The sequence below is a fragment of the Pseudomonas sp. HK3 genome (assembly GCF_052920985.1).
On record NZ_JBREXD010000001.1, the window covers coordinates 432,301 to 453,804 of the forward strand.

General features: G+C 43.2%; 17 protein-coding genes. 11 read left to right on the top strand and 6 right to left on the bottom strand.

The window, feature by feature from the left end; translation table 11 throughout:
• Window positions 1–714 carry a sodium:solute symporter family transporter gene (locus tag ACU6U9_RS01990; RefSeq protein ID WP_446733407.1) on the top strand — a complete coding sequence of 238 codons (714 nt, stop codon included), beginning with the start codon at window positions 1–3 and terminating at the stop codon, window positions 712–714.
• On the top strand, window positions 677–3,499 hold the full coding sequence (locus tag ACU6U9_RS01995) for a hybrid sensor histidine kinase/response regulator (protein ID WP_446733408.1): 2,823 nt from the start codon (window positions 677–679) through the stop codon (window positions 3,497–3,499). Before ACU6U9_RS01990 ends, ACU6U9_RS01995 begins: the two co-directional genes overlap by 38 nt.
• Here the strand turns inward: ACU6U9_RS01995 and ACU6U9_RS02000 are convergent, their stop codons facing one another.
• Window positions 3,500–4,165 (bottom strand): response regulator transcription factor, encoded by a 666-nt coding sequence (locus tag ACU6U9_RS02000; protein ID WP_446733409.1) that lies wholly within the window; start codon window positions 4,163–4,165, stop codon window positions 3,500–3,502.
• 132 nt (window positions 4,166–4,297) lie between these two features.
• Window positions 4,298–6,253, bottom strand: a complete 1,956-nt coding sequence (gene acs, locus ACU6U9_RS02005; RefSeq protein ID WP_446733410.1) for an acetate--CoA ligase — start codon at window positions 6,251–6,253, stop codon at window positions 4,298–4,300.
• Window positions 6,254–6,510: 257 nt separating this feature from the next.
• Between acs and ACU6U9_RS02010 the strand changes: the two genes are divergently transcribed.
• The 7 genes from ACU6U9_RS02010 (at window position 6,511) to ACU6U9_RS02040 (ending at window position 14,205) form a co-directional block, all read left to right on the top strand.
• A complete protein-coding gene (locus tag ACU6U9_RS02010; protein WP_446733411.1) occupies window positions 6,511–7,707 on the top strand; it encodes a DcaP family trimeric outer membrane transporter in 1,197 nt (398 codons plus the stop codon).
• A 92-nt stretch (window positions 7,708–7,799) separates the two neighbouring features.
• Window positions 7,800–8,066: a DUF4212 domain-containing protein gene (locus tag ACU6U9_RS02015; protein ID WP_446733412.1), complete on the top strand. Its 267-nt coding sequence runs from the start codon at window positions 7,800–7,802 to the stop codon at window positions 8,064–8,066.
• Window positions 8,067–8,075: 9 nt separating this feature from the next.
• A complete protein-coding gene (locus ACU6U9_RS02020) occupies window positions 8,076–9,806 on the top strand; it encodes a sodium:solute symporter family protein (protein WP_446733413.1) in 1,731 nt (576 codons plus the stop codon).
• Between the two features lie 101 nt (window positions 9,807–9,907).
• Window positions 9,908–10,399, top strand: coding sequence for a hypothetical protein (locus ACU6U9_RS02025; protein WP_446733414.1), 492 nt, complete (start codon window positions 9,908–9,910; stop codon window positions 10,397–10,399).
• On the top strand, window positions 10,383–12,251 hold the full coding sequence (locus ACU6U9_RS02030) for a DUF294 nucleotidyltransferase-like domain-containing protein (RefSeq protein WP_446733415.1): 1,869 nt from the start codon (window positions 10,383–10,385) through the stop codon (window positions 12,249–12,251). Before ACU6U9_RS02025 ends, ACU6U9_RS02030 begins: the two co-directional genes overlap by 17 nt.
• Entirely contained in the window at window positions 12,251–12,931 is a 681-nt protein-coding gene (locus ACU6U9_RS02035) for a 3'-5' exonuclease (RefSeq protein WP_446733416.1), read from the top strand. The genes ACU6U9_RS02030 and ACU6U9_RS02035 overlap by 1 nt, the downstream gene beginning before the upstream one ends.
• Window positions 12,932–12,993: 62 nt before the next feature.
• The gene (locus tag ACU6U9_RS02040; protein WP_446733417.1) at window positions 12,994–14,205 is read left to right on the top strand and encodes a DUF3530 family protein; all 1,212 of its coding nucleotides are present in this window, start codon (window positions 12,994–12,996) and stop codon (window positions 14,203–14,205) included.
• On the opposite strand, the gene ACU6U9_RS02045 is transcribed toward ACU6U9_RS02040, so the two are convergent.
• The 4 genes from ACU6U9_RS02045 to ACU6U9_RS02060 form a co-directional block, all read right to left on the bottom strand.
• Window positions 14,206–14,910, bottom strand: coding sequence for a manganese efflux pump (locus ACU6U9_RS02045; RefSeq protein ID WP_446733418.1), 705 nt, complete (start codon window positions 14,908–14,910; stop codon window positions 14,206–14,208).
• 12 nt (window positions 14,911–14,922) lie between these two features.
• On the bottom strand, window positions 14,923–16,536 hold the full coding sequence (locus ACU6U9_RS02050; protein ID WP_446733419.1) for a hypothetical protein: 1,614 nt from the start codon (window positions 16,534–16,536) through the stop codon (window positions 14,923–14,925).
• Between the two features lie 84 nt (window positions 16,537–16,620).
• A complete protein-coding gene (locus tag ACU6U9_RS02055) occupies window positions 16,621–18,564 on the bottom strand; it encodes an alkaline phosphatase PhoX (RefSeq protein ID WP_446733420.1) in 1,944 nt (647 codons plus the stop codon).
• A gap of 227 nt (window positions 18,565–18,791) precedes the next feature.
• Entirely contained in the window at window positions 18,792–19,256 is a 465-nt protein-coding gene (locus ACU6U9_RS02060) for a Spy/CpxP family protein refolding chaperone (RefSeq protein ID WP_446733421.1), read from the bottom strand.
• 138 nt (window positions 19,257–19,394) lie between these two features.
• On the opposite strand from ACU6U9_RS02060, the gene ACU6U9_RS02065 reads away from it, so the two are divergent.
• Both ACU6U9_RS02065 and ACU6U9_RS02070 read left to right on the top strand, forming a co-directional pair.
• Complete coding sequence (locus tag ACU6U9_RS02065; RefSeq protein ID WP_446733422.1) at window positions 19,395–20,066, top strand: response regulator transcription factor; 672 nt, start codon at window positions 19,395–19,397, stop codon at window positions 20,064–20,066.
• A 2-nt stretch (window positions 20,067–20,068) separates the two neighbouring features.
• Entirely contained in the window at window positions 20,069–21,433 is a 1,365-nt protein-coding gene (locus ACU6U9_RS02070; RefSeq protein WP_446733423.1) for an ATP-binding protein, read from the top strand.
• Window positions 21,434–21,504 lie beyond the last annotated feature (71 nt).

A 21,504-nucleotide genomic window follows, 5' to 3' on the forward strand; every position in this document is an offset into this window, starting at 1 on the left:
ATGGATAAGCAACTACTACTGATTCTCGTTACCGCCTATGGTGGCCTATTATTTTTCATCGCTTGGTGGGGCGAAAAATATGGCAGTACTATTCGTCTGTCTTGGTGGCGCCCACTTGTTTATAGTTTATCCATTGGTGTCTATTGCAGTTCTTGGACGTTTCTAGGAGCCGCCGGTCATGCCGCTCAAAATGGCTGGCATTACTTGCCAATTTATCTTGGCCCTATTTTATTGATTATTTTTGGCTGGCCATTTTTAACCCGCTTACTCACCGTAAGTTTACACAACAAAGTGACCTCTATTGCCGATTTTATTGGCTCGCGTTACGGAAAAAACCAAGCGTTAGCCGCCATTGTCACCACTGTTTTAGTCATTGGCACCCTGCCCTATATTGCACTACAGCTCCGTGGGGTTTCGATTGCATGGAGCAGTTTAAATTGGCAAAGTTCGAACCCCATATTCAATGATACATCCAGTTTTATCGCAGCGCTGACTATGGCATGGTTCGCGATTTTGTTTGGAACTCGAGTCATTGATGGCCCCGATAGATTACGCGGCATGATCACCGCAGTGGCTACAGAATCCGTCGTCAAATTAATTGCATTTATTGTGGTTGCTGTATTAGCCGTTACATTAATGAATATTGATTTACCAGACATGCAAAGTGCAAATTTACATGTTTCACAAATCACCAGCCCGCTTTTTTTCTACTGAATTATTATTAGCCGCCACTGCAATTATTTGTTTGCCTCGGCAATTTCATGTCATGGTCGTGGAGTACCAAGGCGCAAGGGATATTCAATATACCCGTTGGCTAGTGCCCTTATATTTAGGTGCGTTTGCTTTGTTAGCTATTCCACTTGCTCAAACAGGCGCACAATTATTTGGCGGCCTTGATATTTCACCGGATAGTTATGTTTTAACCCTTCCGCGTTTTAGCGGCGATGAGTGGATTCTCGCGTTAACCTTTATTGGTGCAATTTCGGCGGCAACAGGCATGGTCGTGGTGGCCACCATTACATTATCGATAATGGTGTCTAACGAGCTCATCGTGCCAACATGGTTGCGCTCAAAAAATAAAGTGGGTTATCAATCAAAAGATTTAGGTCGTTCTCTGCGATTCATTCGCCGTGGGGTCATCATTGCCATTTTAGCGCTGAGTTGGTTACTTGAACGCATCATGAGTCAAAACGAAGGGCTTGCCAGTATTGGTTTAGTTTCGTTTGCTGCGTGCGCGCAATTATTGCCCGGTGTATTGGCGGGTTTATATTGGCCTAAAGGACATGCTCGTGGCGTGATCGCGGGTTTATTAAGCGGCATGGCCATCTGGTTTTATTGTTTATTATTGCCAACATTGTTACCCAATGAACACACATTGTTAATTCACGGCTTGTTTAGTATTCATTGGTTGGCGCCTAATAATCTCTTAGGTCTTGGGTTTCTTGACCCATTAAGCTTGGGTGTATTATTAAGCATTAGTGTTAACGCTTTCATATTTTATTTGGTATCGAATAAAACGCAATTTTCTTATTTAGATTTGCGCCAAGCCCAACGTTTCACCCATAGCCATATTAAACACGATGACACCCAATTAGATACCACACTCAGTGCCGTAGAGGTTCGCCAATTACAATCATTAGTCGACCCACTATTTGGTTTAGAGCGAAGTCATGCCATGTGGCGTAGTTTTGAGCGACAAGTGGGCCACCGATTATTGCCACACGATTATGCCCCTAATTTTGTTATTGGAGTGATAGAACACGAATTAGGCTCGATCATTGGTGCTGTATCTTCCCATAAAGCGATGACGTTATTATCAAGTGAGCAGCCGTTAAAACTACAAGACTTTGTAAGCTTAGTCAGTGGCAGTTCAAAGCAAATTCAATTTAGCCAAACTCTTTTACAAACCACGTTAGAGACGATTCCTCAGGGTATTAGTGTGGTGGATAAAGATTTAAAATTAGTGGCTTGGAATCAGCAATACCAATATTTATTTGAATACCCTAAGCGGCTGCTTTATATCGGTTGCGATATAAAAACCATTTACGAATACAACGCACAACGTGGTTATTTAGGTAACGACGATAGTAATCAAAAACGATTAGTGCAGCGCCGCTTAACACAATTAAATACAGGCAATGCTTACCGACTTGAGCGAGAGCTGCCTAATGGCAAAGTCATTGAAATACGAGGTACACCATTAAAGAATGGTGGCTATGTAACAACGTACACAGATATCAGTGACTACCATCATGTATTAACCGAGCTCGCCCAGTCAAAATCACTTTTAGAAGAAAGGGTTAGCCTGCGCACCCAAGAATTGCAAAACGTGAACGAATCACTACAACGCGAAAATGAATTACGTGCGCGAACCGAACAAGAACTCTTACAAGTGCACGCAAGTAAAAGTCGATTTTTAGCTGCCGCTAGCCATGATTTATTACAACCTATTAATGCAGCACGTTTGTTCGCCGCATCGATACAGGCGCAAGTTAAAAACGTACAACCGCCTAGTAAATCCTTAGAAACCACCTCTCAACAACTTGATGACGCTCTCACTCAAGCCGAACAGTTGATTAATTCATTACGTGAAATTTCACGTTTAAGCTCAGGTAAAGAACAAGCAAGACGTTCTCATTTTTCATTAGATAGTTTATTGCGCCCTCTAGCCAGTGAAGCGAATGCCATTGCCAGTAAAAAAGAAATTGTATTTCATTGGGTGCCTTCAAATGCTTGGCTCTATAGTGATTTACACCTGCTGCGCCGAGTGTTACAGAATTTTGTTTCTAACGCGCTGCGTTATACTCAAAGTGGCAAAGTATTAATGGGGGTACGCAGAAAAGGCAGCGAATTTAGTTTACAAGTTCTCGACACTGGCCCGGGTATTTCTGAGAATGAAATGGAGCGCATATTTGAAGAGTTTGAGCGACTGCCCGGTGCGGTCAGCAATCAAGGGTTAGGGCTAGGTTTATCAATCGCCCAACGCATTTCACAATTATTAGGGCACAGCATTGAAGTGCAATCTAAAGTGGGTGTAGGTTCTAAGTTTTCGATATCCGTACCGATAGGTCATATTCAACCCGCTAAAATAGAGGCTCATAACCAAGACCCTAATCTTGCTGGCGTACATATTTTATGTGTTGATAATGAACAACGAATACTGATGGGCATGCAATCATTATTAGAACAGTGGGGCTGTCACGTGGTCACTGCAACCGATTTAGGTCAAGCACTTAGTTTCTGGAATCTCACCCACGCGCCCGATTTTATTTTGGCGGATTACCACCTTGATCACGAAACAGGATTAGACGTCATTGAGGCATTACGTTTACATTGGCAGACCAACATCAACGCTATTGTGATCAGCGCAGACAACAGCGATGAGGTTCGTCAAAACGTAAGTGAATGCAATTGTTTGTTCATGGCAAAGCCGGTGGCACCTGCCGCACTGCGTAATGTGTTACGCCAGCAAATCAATCTTAAAAAGCAATTTCGCTAATTACAAATCGGTTTGGTTCACTAAGGGTTGTACAGATAATTCACCCATAGCTTTGACCACTTGAGTACGTGAATTTAAACCAAGCTTACGGAATATTTCGGTCATATGCGCTTTAATGGTGGCTTCTGTCACATTGAGTTCATATGCGATTTGCTTATTTAATAAACCTTGGCTCACCATACTGGCCACCCGAAATTGCTGAGGCGTAAGCTGAGCAAGGGCTTGTGCGAAATTCATTTCACTTAAGTTACTGCTATTACCATCTGAAAGATTGTTAGGCATCCATACTCCGCCATTTAATACTGTGTGAATGGCCTCAGCCATATCATCCACGGGACTACTTTTTGGTAAAAAGCCACTGGCACCGTGGTCCATTGCACGGCGAATAATATCCGCTTGGTCGTGGGCTGAAACAATCATCACAGGAATATGGGGGTAATGTGCCACTAAGAAAACCAAACCGCTAAAGCCTTCTGCGCCAGGCATATGTAAATCTAACAAAATCAGCTGTGCATTTTCATTGTTTTCAACCTGCAATTGCAGGCTCGAAAGATCACATGCTTCATGAATCTCAACATCAGCAATTTGACGCATTAATGTGCCACTTAATGCACTGCGAAATAAGGGGTGATCGTCTGCTACGATAATACTGCAAGCGTGCGACATAAAGATCCGTTATTGTTATTTTTGTATCCTCTTAATTTACACCATTATCAATTTTATTCCATGTGAAAGATTACGCCAATCCGGTTAAACCTAAATAAGAGCTAACCTCATTAGCTCTTATTTAATCTCACCTTATGCCACCTGTGCGATGGCTTTATGATTTTCAATTAAAGTTTCAACCACACTGGGGTCTGCCAGTGTTGAGATATCTCCCAGTGTGTCGAATTCATCGGTGGCTATCTTGCGTAAAATACGGCGCATAATTTTGCCACTGCGTGTTTTAGGTAAGCCAGCTGCCCATTGAATAATATCCGGTGTTGCAATTGGGCCAATCTCCTTGCGCACCCACGCGATTAAATCTTTCTGCATTTTTTCACTGGGCTCTTTACCATGGTTTAATGTGACATACACATAAATGCCTTGGCCTTTAATGTCATGGGGGAAACCAACCACGGCAGCTTCAGCGACAGCCTCATGAGCGACCAGCGCACTTTCAATTTCAGCGGTCCCCATACGATGGCCCGATACATTTAATACATCATCCACTCGCCCAGTAATCCAGTAATAACCATCGTCATCACGCTTAGCACCATCACCGGTGAAATAACTGCCTTCAAACGTTGAAAAATAAGTATCGATAAACCGTTGATGATCGCCAAACACTGTGCGCATTTGTCCGGGCCAACTGTCTTTAATAATTAAGTTACCACTGGCCGTGCCTTCAAGCTCATTGCCATGCTCGTCAACCAGTGCCGGGCGTATACCAAAAAATGGTAACGTAGCCGAGCCCGGTTTTAAATCAGTCGCGCCAGGTAATGGCGTAATCAAAGCAGCCCCTGTTTCGGTTTGCCACCATGTATCCACAATGGGACATTGACTACGACCAAATGTGCGGTAATACCAGCGCCATGCTTCTGGGTTAATCGGCTCACCCACGGTGCCGAGCAAACGCAAACTCGATAAGTTAGCACCTTTGACGGGGTCATCTCCTTCGCTCATTAATGCACGAATCGCTGTAGGGGCGATGTATAAAATATTGATGTCGTACTTATCAATCATGCGCGCAATACGCCCGCAGTCAGGGTGTGTCGGTACGCCTTCGTACATCACTACAGATGCTCCATTACACAATGGCCCGTACACAATATAACTATGACCCGTGACCCAACCCACATCGGCAGCGCACCAATAAATATCACCTTGTTTGTAATCAAAAATATATTCATGGGTCATGGCGGCATAAACCAAATAGCCACCACAGGTATGTAATACACCTTTTGGTTTACCTGTGCTGCCAGATGTATACAAAATAAATAATGGGTCTTCTGCATTCATTTTTTCAGCTGGGCACACATCACTTTGTGCCACGAGTAACGTTTTATAATCCACATCAATGCTGCTATTCATCGGCACAATCGTAGACGTGTGTTGTAACATGACAACATGTTTCACAAGATCTTTCGGGCAAAGTTCAATGGCTTTATCTACATTTTCTTTTAAAGGCACGGTTTTACCGGCACGCAACCCTTGATTAGCCGTAATGACAAACTGGCTATTACCGTCTTCAATACGCCCGGCTAATGCTTCCGGCGAAAAGCCACCAAACACCACCGAGTGCACCGCACCGATACGCGCGCATGCCAGCATTGCAATGGCCGCTTCCGGCACCATCGGCATATAAATAGTAACAACATCGCCTTTTTTTACGCCTAATTGTTTTAAGCCGTTTGATAGTTTATTGAGCTCTTGTGATAACTGCTCATACGAAATAATGCGAGAGGGCGCGCCTTCTTCATCAGGCTCCCAAACAAACGCTGTCGCTTGTGGGTTATGTTTTACATGGCGATCAACGCAACTTTCGGTGACATTAAGCTCACCATCTTCAAACCAACGAATGTGTAAATCGTGCTTTGCATATGAAACATCTTTTACCTTTGTAAATGGCGTTTGCCATTCAATACGCTGAGCTTGTTTCGCCCAAAAAGCCTCAGGCTCTGAAATTGATTGCTGATACATCGCTAAATATTGCTCGTTTGTCAGCAATGTTTTTTGATTGGGCTGTACTGGATAAACGCTTTGTTCTGACATGATGCTCCCCTACACATTCATTTGTATACAAGCAGTGTCTAATCTCACACCACAAACCACCATTAGACCTTTGTCTAAGCTGTTGGGTACGCACCACAAAATATCAAGTTAAACGACATTAGACTTTAGTCGAATATATACCAAGGGCTAATAGTCAGGGTGCTTAAAAACCCCCTTACTGTAGCGGTAAGAGTGGTGATCAGTTCCGTGTGGCGCTAATTGCTACTCCCTGACGCTAACCATCCGGAGGGAAGACTATGAGAAAGCCCATCTCATTTAAAACCAATAAAAAAAATGCCCTTGCCCTAGCCTGCACACTTGGTTGTGCCACTTTCGCAAGTTCAATCACCCATGCCGAAACGCAATTTAAATATGGTGGTTTCATAAAGTTTGATGCCATTTTTAGTCAATATTCAGATACCCAGCGCGCAGGGAATGTAGGGGATGACTTTCTTGTGCCTTCAACCATCGCAGTCGGTGACGCCAGTGGTGAAGGAAATCGTGTATTTGATACCAACGCAAAATTTTCACGCTTAAATTTTAAAACGATTACCGACACAGATGTAGGTCAAGTCATCAGCTTTATAGAAATGGATTTTAATGCTGGCAATGATGAACGCCTTACCAATCAATCCAGTAATGGTTTACGTCATGGTTTTTTAGCGTGGAATAAATCAGATGGCTCTTCCATTACAGCAGGTCAAACGTGGAGTACTTTTTTCAATGTCGGTGCATTACCTGAGGCCGTGGATTTTGTTGGCCCAACCTCAGGTACGATCTTTGTGCGCCAACCTCAAATACGTTACACACTGCCCATAGCGGGTGGCAAAATAATGATCGCAGCGGAAAATCCATCTTCTGGATTTAACGACGATCGTGCCGGTGCCACCGTAAACTCAAACCAAGTTGACGACAATACCATGCCCGATTTAATCGGCCGTTATGATGCAAGTGCAGGTAGCTTAAGTTATTCAGCGGCTTTGATGTTACGTCAAATTACATACAACGATGGCGCGCAAGATGAAAGCGAGATGGGTTACGCCGTATCTTTTAGCGGTAAGTACGCCATGAAAAATGGCGACGACATAAAAGTCATGCTCAACAGTGGTGCTCTTGGTCGTTACGTTGCGTTAAACGCGTTTCGTGATGGCGGCATCGAAGCCGATGGCAGCATTGATTTACATTCCGTAACCGGTGGCTTTGTCGCTTATAAACATATGTGGAGCAGTCAAATGCGCAGTACGGTTTCTTACGCTTTTTCAGAAGCCGACAATTCCGATGCCATTACTTCTGATGTCACTAAATCCATTAATAATATGTACGTCAATCTCATGTATAGCCCAACGGCGCAATTGACTTTTGGAGGCGAGTACATGATTGCAGAGCGTGAAACTGAAAGTGGTGCTGATGGTGATTTATCACGCATTCAATTCACCAGTAAATTGAGTTTCTAATATTTTATTAAAAAGTGCCACCTTATATTTATATAAGGTAACGGCACACAATATGGCGATTAATAATAAACAGGTTAACTGGAGAGAGCATCATGTCATTTAAATCACAAAGCGATGCCAAAGCATATTGGAAAGAGAATCTCGCACTCATGGTTAAACTTTTAATCATTTGGTTCGTTGTTTCGTTCGGCTGCGGTATTTTATTAGTGGATGTATTAAATCAAATTCAAATTGGCGGCTATAAATTAGGTTTCTGGTTTGCTCAACAAGGGTCTATTTATACCTTTGTTGTATTGGTTTTTTACTACACAAAAAAAATGGGTCAACTTGACCGTAAATATGGCGTCGACGACGAGTAGAGGTGCATCATGGAATTACAAACACTCACCTACATTGTCGTAGGTATTACATTTGCCATTTATATTGGCATCGCAATTTGGGCCCGAGCAGGTACCACTAAAGAGTTTTATATTGCTGGGGGTGGTATTCATCCTGTGGCCAATGGTATGGCCACCGCGGCTGACTGGATGAGCGCGGCTTCTTTTATTTCAATGGCAGGTTTAATTGCCTTTATGGGTTACGGCGGCTCGGTTTTCTTAATGGGTTGGACAGGTGGATTTGTTATTTTAGCCATGCTGCTCGCGCCTTACCTAAGAAAATACGGTAAGTTCACTGTGCCTGAATTCATCGGTGATCGCTTTTATTCACGTACCGCACGCATCGTTGCCGTTATTTGTTTAATCATTTGTTCCGTCACGTATGTTATCGGGCAAATGAAAGGCATTGGTGTGGCGTTTTCTCGCTTTTTGGAAGTTAGCTACGATACGGGTTTATTAGTGGGCATGTGTATTGTCTTTTTCTATGCTGTATTAGGCGGCATGAAAGGGATCACTTACACCCAGATTGCACAATACTGTATTTTAATTTTAGCCTATACCATTCCGGCTATTTTTATCTCACTGAGCTTAACGGGTAATCCAATACCACAGTTAGGACTTGGCAGTACGCTAAGCGGCAGTGACGTGTACTTATTAGACCGGCTCGATCAAGTCGTGACCGAATTAGGGTTTGCTGAATACACAACCAGTGTGCGGCTCAGTACCGTAAACATGTTTGCCTATACCCTTTCATTAATGATTGGTACCGCAGGCTTACCTCACGTGATTATTCGTTTCTTTACAGTGCCTAAAGTAAAAGACGCTCGTTCATCTGCTGGTTGGGCGTTGGTGTTTATTGCCATTTTATACACAACTGCACCTGCTGTTGCCGGTATGGCACGTTTAAATCTAATGAACACCATTGAACCGACGAGTGGTGAAAACCTCGCGTATGACGAACGCCCGCAATGGTTTAAAAATTGGGAAAAAACAGGCCTGCTTCAATTCGAAGACAAAAACAATGACGGCTTAATTCAATACACAGCCGATAAAGAAAAAAATGAAATGGTCAAAGTCGACCGTGACATTATGGTGCTAGCAAATCCTGAAATTGCACAGCTGCCTAACTGGGTGATTGCGTTAGTCGCGGCCGGTGGTTTAGCGGCCGCCCTATCTACCGCAGCCGGTTTATTGCTGGCCATATCGTCTGCCATTAGCCATGACTTGTTAAAAGGTGTGTTTATGCCAGACATCACAGAGAAGCAGGAATTAATGGCCTCTCGTGTTGCGATGGCAGGTGCCATCGCATTAGCCGGTTATCTTGGGTTTAACCCACCCGACTTTGCGGCAGGTACAGTGGCACTGGCATTTGGCTTAGCGGCGTCGTCTATTTTCCCTGCTCTAATGATGGGTATATTTAGCAGTCGTATTAATAAAGAAGGGGCGGTGGCCGGCATGATCGCAGGTATTACCGTCACGTTACTTTATGTGTTTCAGCATAAGGGCATCATGTTTGTGCCAGGGACTGAGTTCTTGGGCGACATGCCAAGCAACTGGTTCTTTGGAATCGAACCCAATGCCTTTGGTGCCATTGGTGCCGTAGTGAACTTTTCAGTGGCATTTGCCATATCTCGTATCACTGCTGCGCCACCACAGCATATTCAAGAGTTGGTCGAACACATTCGTGTGCCGACAGGCGTTAACAATGCGCAGGAGCACTAATGAGTCTGTTTTAAAATAGCCTTTCGATTCGGGCATGGCCCCGGTATATTTTACCGGGGTCCTTTTTCTTTTTATGATCGATACGCGAAATAGGTATTAATATGTTTAAAAACAAACACGTCGTGGTCTCGTTAATTGTCGCGCCAGTGCTGGCGATCATCAGTTATTTTGCAATTGATTCTATTGTGTCAGAGACACCTCATGCCGCAAAACCTGGTGAGCAAGTTGAATTAATTGAAAAATCAAACTGCCGTTATCCAAGCGGCGGTTGTGATTTAAAAAACGGTGACTTCGAAGTACACGTCAAAGCACAGTGGGCCAGTGACGTACAAGTTGTACTGACACTGGAGTCTAAACATCCGTTAGATGGCATCATTGCCGCCCATGTTATTAATCAAGATCACGACATTGCACCAATGAGTATGCGTGCTCTTGATGAAAAAGGCTTAAAGTGGTCACTTGATATTATGAATCCAGATTTAAAAATAGATCGCCTACAATTAGCCGCATCGGCTAATCACACGCTGTACTATGGTGATACCTCGCTAGCCTTTATTAACTATGAAACCAGCTACGATGAAGACTTCAGATAGTGATACCTATTTAAAACCAGAACTTGAAAGCATTCGGGATTATATTGTCGAGTGCATTCCCTTTGATGAACTGCCTATAGAGCAAGTGAATCGAATCGTTAATCACATTGAAATCAGTTATCACAGGCAAGGCACTGTTTTTCAAAAAGATGATGATGAAGCTGGCTTACGCATCGTAAGAAGCGGCGCAGTTGAAATTCGTAATAATACAGATCGATTATTAGAACGAGTTGGCGAAGGCTTCAGTTTTAATCTCGTGGGTTTAAATAAAGAAAACCCAGGCATTTACGCGGTACTCATTGAAGACAGCATAATTTATTATTTACCCGAAATTTTTTATCAACAACTGCGCTTAGAATTTCGTTACTTTGACCGTTTTTTTAATTCACAGCGTTCACGACGCTTACGCCGTGCCGCCCGCCACGAACAAAACCCAAGCGACATGATGCGCCCCATTCAAGACATCATTAGCGGTCAACTTTTTACCATCACTCCCGACACAACCATTCAACAATGCGCGGCCTATATGAGCGAAAAGCGGATTTCATCCGTATTAGTATTGCAAGAGAACAAACTGGTTGGCATTGTCACAGATCGAGATATTCGCTCACGAGCTGTCGCACAAGGATTGGACTTAACAGCGCATGTTTCGGTCATCATGACCGAACAACCAAAGACCATTGAACAAGAACAAACACTGTTTGATGCAACACTCAGCATGACTCAACAAGGTATTCATCATTTACCCGTCATGCGTCACCAAATGTTAATCGGGATGATTAGTGCATCCGATTTGATGCGCGCCAAGCAAGATGATCCTGTTTATTTAGTGCAACACATTAGCCGACAAACCGAGCTTGCGCCTTTAATCGATATTGCGAAATCATTACCCAGCTTATTAGTGCAGTGGGTGCATGCTGGCATTCGCGCCCACCAAGTAAGTCATATTTTTACTGCGATTAGTGATGCCATTACTCAAAAATTAATTCAATTTGCGGAGCAACAATTAGGGCCTGCACCTGTCCCCTATTGCTGGCTGGGATTTGGCTCTCAAGGCCGAGCCGAACAACTACTGGGCGCAGACCAAGATAACGGTTTAATTATTGATAACAGCATGCAACCAAAGGATAAAATTTGGTTTGAACAATTGGCCACTTATGTCTGTGACGGCCTTGATGCCTGTGGATATGATTACTGCCTTGGTAAAGTTATGGCCACCACAAATGAGTGGCGCCAACCGTTACATGAATGGCAAGTAACGGTTGATCGCTGGACACGTAGCCCAACCGATGATGCCGTCATGCGCGTGAGTATATTTTTTGATTTGCGTTGTGTGCACGGTGATCAATCGTTATGTGAAGAATTACAACGTTATATGTTAGAAAAAACCAGCAGCAATAGTATTTTCTTAGCCGCACTCACCCAAAATGCATTAAGTAATGTGCCACCCTTAGGTATTTTTAGACGTTTTGTAGTTGAGCAAAATGGCGAGCATGAAGATCAAGTGAACGTTAAAAAACGCGGCATTCTTCCTATTGTCGATATTGTACGCTTGCATTCACTTGCCCATAAAGTGGCTGCCGTAAACACATTAGAGCGATTACAGGCGCTGGCTAATTGCAAAGCCATGAGCATGGTCGACAGTCGTAATCTGCAAGATGCTCTACGCGTTGTCATGCAAGCGCGTATTGAAAGCCAAGCACAACAGATTATTAAAGGCAGCCCGCCAAACCATTATTTAAACCCTGACAACATGAGTAAGCTGCTGCGCAAGCAATTAAAAGACGCGTTTAGTATCGTAAAAGAATCGCAATTGTCTGCGAAAAACCAGTATCGTCAAGGGTTAGGTTAATGTGGCGCTTATATGCTAAACGTTTGATTGCTCTGTGCCATGCTCGGTATCATAAACACTCCATCCACCCTTGGTTAATAAATGCTTGGCAAGCGTCACATTCATTATATAAACAGCCTTGGCAAAAAAGTAAGTTGCTTGTAGTGGATATTGAAACCACTAGCCTGTCACCCAGTGATGGTGAAATGGTCAGTATTGGCTGGGTCGTAATTAACAATGGTAAAATTCAACTCAACAGCGCACAACATTTATATTTAAAAAATATGAACACCGTGGGTGATAGCGCCACCATACATCAAATTCGGGATTGCCAACTAGAAAAAGGGCTAACATCAGAACAAGCTTTATGCGCATTTATCCAAGCCGCCACGGGTCATGTATTGGTATTTCATCATTGCCCGATGGATTTACGGTTTTTAAATAGTGACAGCAAAAAAATATTTTACGCTAAATTATTACTGCCTGTTATTGACACATTACAGCTTGAAAAAAAATATTTAGATCGCACAGAACAACCCATTAAAAATGGTGACCTTACATTGGCGAATATTCGCAACCGATATCATCTTCCGCCTTATCCGGCTCATAACGCCTTAACCGATGCCATCGCCACCGCTGAGTTATTACTTGCGCAGCTGGCCCATAAAGATAATCAATTGATGATCAAACACCTTATTTAATTGATATTTGATTGCGTGGCATGGGTCTTGAATCATACAGACAAACCCCATTGGCTTATGTCATGTTTATTATACAGTGCATCATTCTTTTCGTTTTATCTTGGCCACTATGGGCCGCAGAAGATGAGGAACCCGCCCCGGCGGATACTACCGAGGCAACATCGCAAGAAGCCTCCACAGAAGAAGGCGCAGCCGGTACAAACGAAACAGAACCTCAAGCCGAACGTCAGTCTTTGGTTTACATAACGCCTGACAAGGCCAAGCAGCGCATGGCTGAAACTTTGCGCCACTTGAAATTATTTCAACGTGAAGATGAAATCATTGAAATGAACGGCAATAACGGCCCTTTTGCCGGATTATATTTGCCGGAAAATACAGGCAAGCCACAAGGTGGTGTGTTGATTTTGCATGATATTGCACAGCACGCGCACTGGCCTAATACCGTCTCTCCGATCCGAGAGTATTTGCCTGATTATGGCTGGAATACCTTAAGCGTTTTCTTTGAGCAATACATTCAAAAACCCATGCCAGCCATCGCGCCTCCAGCATCAACAACCCCAAGCGAGGATACAGCTGCCGTAAATGATACTCAGACTGCACCAGAATCATCTGAGAATAACGCCGACAATACAGCCGAAAATAATGCGCCAGAAAACCCAGAAGATGCCGCGGAAAACCCTACCACAGAAGAAGATGCGCCAGCCGGTGATGCTTTAGACGCCATAGCCAATAACATAGATGAAGTACCCGATTTTAACCCCGCTATAACACCTGAATTGCTATCGCAACCTGCCATCCCCGCAGAAGATGTCTTTCTTGAAAATATGGTATTACGCGTTGAAGACAGCCTGAATAAATTAAATGAACTAGGACAATATAACTTAGTCATTATTGCAAACGGTTACAGCGCTAACTGGGCCGCTAAAGTACTTGAAAAACGTCTAGACGGTAGCAGTGTCGGCTATGCTCTGATCTTAATTGACGCAAAAAGCAGTGATTACCCTAAGGTCGCGCTCAATGAGAGTCTCGCTAAATTGAATATTCCCATGCTTGATATTGTAACGGATCAATCAGCTGAAATGGCTCACAGTATTAAAACTCGAAAAGGCACAATGCTAAGAAATCAAAATACAAAATACATGCAATTGTATTTGCCTGCGATAAAGCCAGACCTAACTCAAACTCATAATATTATTTCACGGCGCATTCGTGGTTGGTTACTCACTAATGCAGCAGGGGAAGAAATAGCGGTTAAAGAAAAAAATAATTTTTAATTACGTTTGCCAAGATGCCGACTGAAACTGTTTTTGTCGCCATTGAATAAAATAAATAATACTACCGCTTAATAAAAAAATCATTGCCTCATGAAGTGGCCAGTTAAAGGTGTAGCGAAACAATGCTAATAAGCCAAAATAACCAATGACACTAAATTGTATCCATAAGACATAAGGTAAAAACGTTGGGTTATCTTTAATAATCGTCATGCAACGCTTGCCTAAGTAAAAGCTAACCACGCACAACGCACACACCAATGCCCCTACCCATAAAAATGACAACCAAATCATCCATTGTGACCAGTCTAGCACTTGAGCTGACTTAGCCGGGCCAGACCAGAGCGCATCCCAGCTCACCGCTAAAATAAGCCCAATCGTTATCCATGATGCTCCGCACGCCTCCTCTTCATTACGTTGTATTAATTCACCATATAAAAAATGCGCCACCAAAATAAATGCCACGACACCAATGACTGGCGCAAGAACGGGCACATGTTGCACACTCATATAAGCCAATAGATATCCGACCATTGGAAACAATGTATGGGTGGCGACGACACCGCCAATCCAATAAGCCGCCTGCCACGGCTTTTTAAAATGATTAGCACGAACAAACGTTGCCAATGCGGCATCAATACCAATACCCAGGGCCATTAACGTACTGGCCCCTATAAACACTAAGTATTCATCCGCTAGCAACATCATGGTGTGCCTCTTTTATTGGTTTGGCCAAGCAAGACGAATGTCCCATTCATAACGGTGCTGTTTTTCTAATGGCGGAACCTCACTGTTAATTTCTTCAAACACGTTTTTATTAGGTGTCAGCACAGGGTCACGACCAAACAGAAAGCTCTGCTCTTTTACAATGGTCAAATACGCTTTGTTGAGTGCTAAAGCTCGTTCTTTTGATGGGGTAATGAGTTCATAGATAGATGGCAGTGCTTCGATCTTGGCGTATTTCAATGTGCCATCTTGATTAAACCAGCGTTCGATCATTTCTGAGTTTTGTCTAAATTCATCACCGCCTTGCACGCGCTCCATGTAGGTAACAAATTCACCCTTTTCTTCTCCTCGATTGGGTGCATCAATGAGTTTCGTTAAATCAATATAACCCCAGCCATCAGCGCCCGCTAATTTGCGTGGAAACGAAAAGGTTTGATCAATGGTTGTGCCAATGGTTTTATGACAGCCAGCACAAAAGAATTGCTCTTCTTGCGCCTGCTTACGTAACTGGCCTTTCTCGTCCTCAATAAACCCCCATATTAACCAGCCAAAACCATTTGCAAAGCCACGATCACCAAAGTCAGATACCGCGGGCAAATTTTCAAAATGCTTCTCTTTCGCTTCGCCATAGTAAGCTTGACGAATACGAGACAGCGGAAAGAGTGTGTGCTTTTTCATATAACGCAATTCTTTTAACCGCGCAGACACTTTAACGGAACCATTATCATTTAAACCCACATAACGCACACTGTGTAAAAACTCAGTTCCCTTAGGATAAAGCATATGCTCAAGTTTAATATTTTGTGCATCACCGACAAAATGTGAACGTCGCTTAACTCGATCAACACGGCTCTCCATGACACCGTTGCCATTAATATCCACATTCATCTTTTTTTCATTCACGGGCATAATCGTTGTTTCATCTAATTCTAAAATTGAAATTTCAATTAATGCCAAGTTAACGAAATAAGCATCTAAATTACGCTCACCCGCTAATTGATAAAATTCTTTTGGTAGACGAATCATAACATCGTCGGTTGAGCCATTGGTTGGCCAAAACATACTGGGCATGGGCTTATAATTAAAGGCAACCCACATACTGCCATCACGGGCTAGACCGTTGTCATCAAAAGCCTCTGCGCCTTTTGAGAAATTTTTAATTTCAGGTATCACACCCGACCACTCATCACCTTTCATCCATTTAATGAGCGGAGCATAGTTATCTTCATTGATATAGTTAAGAATGGTTTGATCGCTGATTTTGTTTATTTGCTCGGTACGATCTATAAACAGGTTTTTCCAACTGTTTTTTAAACCAACATCTGAGAAATCATAACTGCCTTGCAGTGTGCCATCCCGCATTTGATTTGAGCGTTGTTTATCGCTGTATGACTGATGACAAACATAACAAGGGTTGTGCTTGCCTTCTGTTTTTGTATAGCACTGAGGCGGTATGACGGCTTCTGGGTTATATGTTTCACCATGTGAGATATAATCCATCGCTTCGATATTATTAGCCTGTGCCGATTCAAATAGTTCAGGAGTTGCGCCATTATCACTGCACGCACTGTTAAGGAAGAATATTCCGATTAGCAAAAGGCGTTTCATAAACTTCTCATATTCTTATTAATAAAAAGGGCAGCCTAAGCTGCCCTTTTTACAATTTAATGACTAATTAAAAATAGTTACTAATTAATCATTCACTTTTGGGTTGTACAACCAAAGTGTATTGTTTTCTTGGAAGCCATCTTCACCTAGAAGAATACGGCCATCGTCCATTACAATCACGTTATCTGGCTGTGATAAACCATTTACATCACAACGCTCAGCGCCCGTTAATGATGAACGATAAGTTGATCCCATTATGACAGGCTCAATACGCGATACATCGTAGTTCGCTTCAAGTTTCATGCGGTATACGCCACCACAATCTTTCACACGAGCAGATAGCTGAATATCACCAACGTTATCAATCATGCCTTTATCCATATCAGCAATAGCAAAATACACATAAGCATCCGTCACCTCTTCGCCAGCGACCAAATCGGTACCTTCAACCGCTTCTTCTGCACGTTTTTGGTTGATGTAAATGCCTTCAAATTTTCGCCATTCAGCGGTTGCGCCTTTAGCACGTGCCGCTTTACGCGACTCTAAAAAGGCAACTCGATTATCCATGGCTTTACCAGCCGTTATCTTACCACCACCATCAAGGATGCTTGGATAAGTCGCATTACCATCCGCCCATGCTTGCGCATCAATATCCGTTAGATAACTGGTGTTGCCACTGGTGCGGTATTCAACATTGTCATACTCTGCGATCCACGTTTCAATTTCAGCTTGGTCACCGCTAGCCAGTTCAATCCAAGTGACATCAAAACCTGTGGTCAATGGCTCAGTGCTACCCATGTCTTGCGTAATCTTAGCGCCATATAACGTACCGACGCTTAGATCTTCTGCGGTATCAGCTACAAATTTAAACATCACACCATTTGTATCGTCTTGCGATAAGTAAACGGTTTTACGATCCGGCATGACAATAGAATTCTCATGTTCGAAACGCCCCATTGCATAACGTTTAACAGGAACCGGATTGGCTGCTAAAGGATTTGTGATTTCAACAATGTAATGCAGGCGATATGTATTAGGCACAACATTTGGTTGAGCATTGGTTGGATCTTGATAAGCTTTTAATAAGTCACGGCGGCCATCTTCCACATTGGCGTTATCCCAAGCATGGGTATTATCACCAAAGTTGCCCCATTCTTCAGAAGTAAGGGGGGTTCCCCAAGGTGAAACAGACCCAAAACAGTTTGCTGTCGTTCCCCATTGACCGAAGTCCAGCATCATCACATCGCTTGAATCAACCATCCAACCTTCGTTAGATTTATTTAATTTCAAACGGCTCATACCACCCGGTACAGACTCCCAGTTAGTGAACAAATATCCAGCATTAGGGCCAGTAGATACAAAACCGTTAAAGTCAGGCCAGCCAGATGAATTCACCGCAGCAGTACCGTTCTTGTCATAGATCATGCCTAGACCATTTGGAATCGCGCCACCAAAGGTTTCACCTGCTTGAGCAACGACTTGGTATTCGCCATACGCACTCATCACTGTTTGACGCTCTTTATCAGACTGAGGGACAGGTGATGACGTTAAGTTCTTTGGTAACTTATTTATATTTAAACCTTTAAGTACACCAACCGTCCCTTTATTTAGTAACACGCCATCGGCATCAGCAATTTCATTTGCAGCAGAAGGATGCTGTAAATTAAAAAACAGGTCACCGTCTTCTGTTACAAACGCACCTGTTACTTCAGCGCCCGCAGGTACGGTTGCTAAGCGAGTAAGTCCCGCTGTCATTAAACCTGCATCTGTGCCGCTTTTACCATCCGTACCATCCGTACCATCCGTACCATCCGTACCATCCGCACCATCTGTACCATCTGTACCGTTGTTCCCATTTGTACCGTTATTGCCATCTGCGCCATTGGCACCTGGTGCGCCATCTGTACCGCTTTTACCGACAGCACCTATTTCGCCATTCTTACCATCATCGCTGCCGCACGCCGTTAGCATCCCCAAGGTTGCAATCAACATCGCATTAATCAGTGGTGTTTTTATTAATCCCATCATGCTGTCCTTATAATTATTTGATCAGGAGTGATTTCCTGTGCGACACGGTAGTGAGCAAAGATGACAAACACATAAAAACTATATGAAGAAAATAAGTATGTTTGATGAACTAGAGATTTTAAATAGAAGGGATTGAGTGGCGCCGGTAATATAAATTCAAACATAAAAAAAGCAGGCATGGTTTCACATGGCCTGCTGTCTTTCTATATTTTATAGTTTGTAGAACGTTAATCGTCTTGGTTATCTTCACCTTGATCATCGTCCATACGATCTGAATGCTTATGCTTTCTGTTTTTCTTAGGGTGTTTGGCCATAATTTCTAAGAATTTCTTTTTTTGGTCGTCATCTAACATGGCATAAAGCGCTTGCTGGTGTTGCAGTTTTGTTAATACTCGCGCTTTATGCATCGCCGCTGATTCTTCTGCAATCACTTGCGCTTGTGCATCACTGTAGTTGCTCATCAACGCTTGAGTTTTTTCATTCAACGCTTTCATGGCATCTTTCGTTTGTTTTCTATTGGCTTTGTGGTTTTTGCGCATGCTTTTAAGCTGTGTTATTTGAGCATCCGTTAAATCTAATGCTTTGGCCAGTCGACCATCATGGTGTCCCGGAAATGCCATAACCGACAGTGATAGTAAACCACCCAGTACAGCGGCGATTACGAATTTGATTGTATTACGACTTGTATTCATTGGGTTCTCCTGTTGATTTCAATGAAGTCACAACCAGTATATAAACTACAATATTAAGTAGGGCTAAGAGAGCGTAAAGTAGGGTAAAGTGCTCTCAACCCGCTTGTATCTTTTAATTGAAGACACGAAAATGACAACATGAATACAATACTATTAATTGATGACGACCAAGCCCTATCTGAGCTGCTGTGTGAATACCTAACAGCAGAAGGTTTTTGCGTCGACGCCGCGTTCAATGGCAGCGATGGCCTCAGTATGGCCAGTGAGAAGCATTATGACCTGATTATTCTTGATGTCATGCTGCCCTATATGAACGGTATTGAAGTGCTTAAAAAAATGCGTCAAGACAGCATTAACACACCGACTTTAATGCTAACAGCCAAGGGTGACGATGTTGACCGAATTTTAGGTCTAGAGCTAGGGGCTGACGATTATGTTCCCAAACCATGTAACCCGCGAGAGTTACTGGCACGTATTAATGCCATTTTGCGCCGTTCACAAAGTGTCAGCAGCAATACTCAAGATCAATTTACGATTGATTCGCGCAGACTAGAAGCCAGCTATCAATCAAATACATTAAAGTTAACCGGTGCTGAGTTCAAAACGCTAGAATCATTGCATCAACGCCAAGGCATGATTGTCACCAAAGAAACACTGTGTGAAGAAGCCTTAGGCCGTCGCCTTACTCGGTATGATCGCAGCATTGATGTACACGTCAGTAACCTTCGTAAAAAACTAATTGAAGCCGGTGCCCAAGCTGACATTATTATCAACCAAAGAGGCAGTGGCTACTTACTTAAGCCTGAATAAATATGTTGCAACACTTTGGTTTAACCGGTCGTATTCTCTTTAGCTTTTGGCTAACACTTGTTTTGGTGGTGCTCGCCACCGTGCTGATTTTCATCACGCAAAAAGATGATGATCACGCTATGCATAGTATTCCGCCAATCAAAACAAGCGAAACCCTCACACTCAAATTACTGAGCACTGATTATGCGCTAGTGGCAGAGTGGTTTGCCCAGCAAGACCCCCGTGATACTCGTCGTATTTATATCGTCAACGATGGTGAAGAGATATTAGAACGTAAGCTCCCGCGCGGACTCAACCGGATCAATAGTAAATTATCACCCACTCACCCATTTATTCACCGTAACCGTAAAGGCTTTATTATGGTGGGTCGCTATTTATTGCTACCTGATGGGCACAACGTGAATGTGTTAATACGCAGTCATGATCATAAGCCCCCCATGCACAATATCATTGCTGAGCAATGGTTAGGCTTTGTTGTTTCGGCCATTTTAATCAGTGGACTCATCAGCTATTTGTTAGCCCTTTATATTGTTAAACCCATTATATTATTGCGTAATGCCACACAAAAACTCGCATCGGGGGATTTATCGATTCGCGTACAGGACGATATGAAAGGTCGCCATGGTGAGGTCTCACTACTGGCCCATGACTTTGACCATATGGCCGACCGCCTAGAGAAAACCATTTCATCCCATAAGCATTTAATTCAAGACATTAGTCACGAACTGCGCAGCCCAGTGGCTCGCTTACAACTAGCATTAGAACTATGTAAAAAACGCTTAAACATTAGCGATGACCAAATTGATATCGCTCGCATTGAAAAAGAATGCGAGCAAATCAATGCCATTATTAACACCTTATTAAACTTGCCAGCCTATGAGTTAGACCCGTCTCTGGCTTTTCAAGATAACGTGAGCATCACCCGTTTACTGAGTCATATTTGCGACGACCTCAACTTTAGTCACCCCAATAACCAAATTGCACTATCAACCGACATCCAGCAAGACATTAACCTTGTGGCCAATCAGCAATTGTTACGCAGTGCAATTGAAAACGTCTTAAAAAATGCCCAGTATTACCATCAAGGCAATGAGCCAATTAAAGTCGATATTACTCAAGAACAAACCAATATCGTAATACGCTGTTGCGACCAAGGCCCAGGGGTTAGCCATCAACAATTAGAAGAGATATTCAAACCATTTTACCGCATTAGTGAGGCCCGTGAACGCAGCAGCGGCGGGCATGGATTGGGGCTAGCAATCAGCAAACGGGCTATCGAGCTGCATAGTGGTCACATTATAGCGCAAGCCCATTCACCACAGGGCCTGTGCGTGATCATCACCCTTCCTTATGAAGCATCATCATAGGTCTTAAAATAAGTTGAATCTCAGGTATACTCACGCGCGGTACAATAAATTTTCATAGCCGCCTTAAGGTG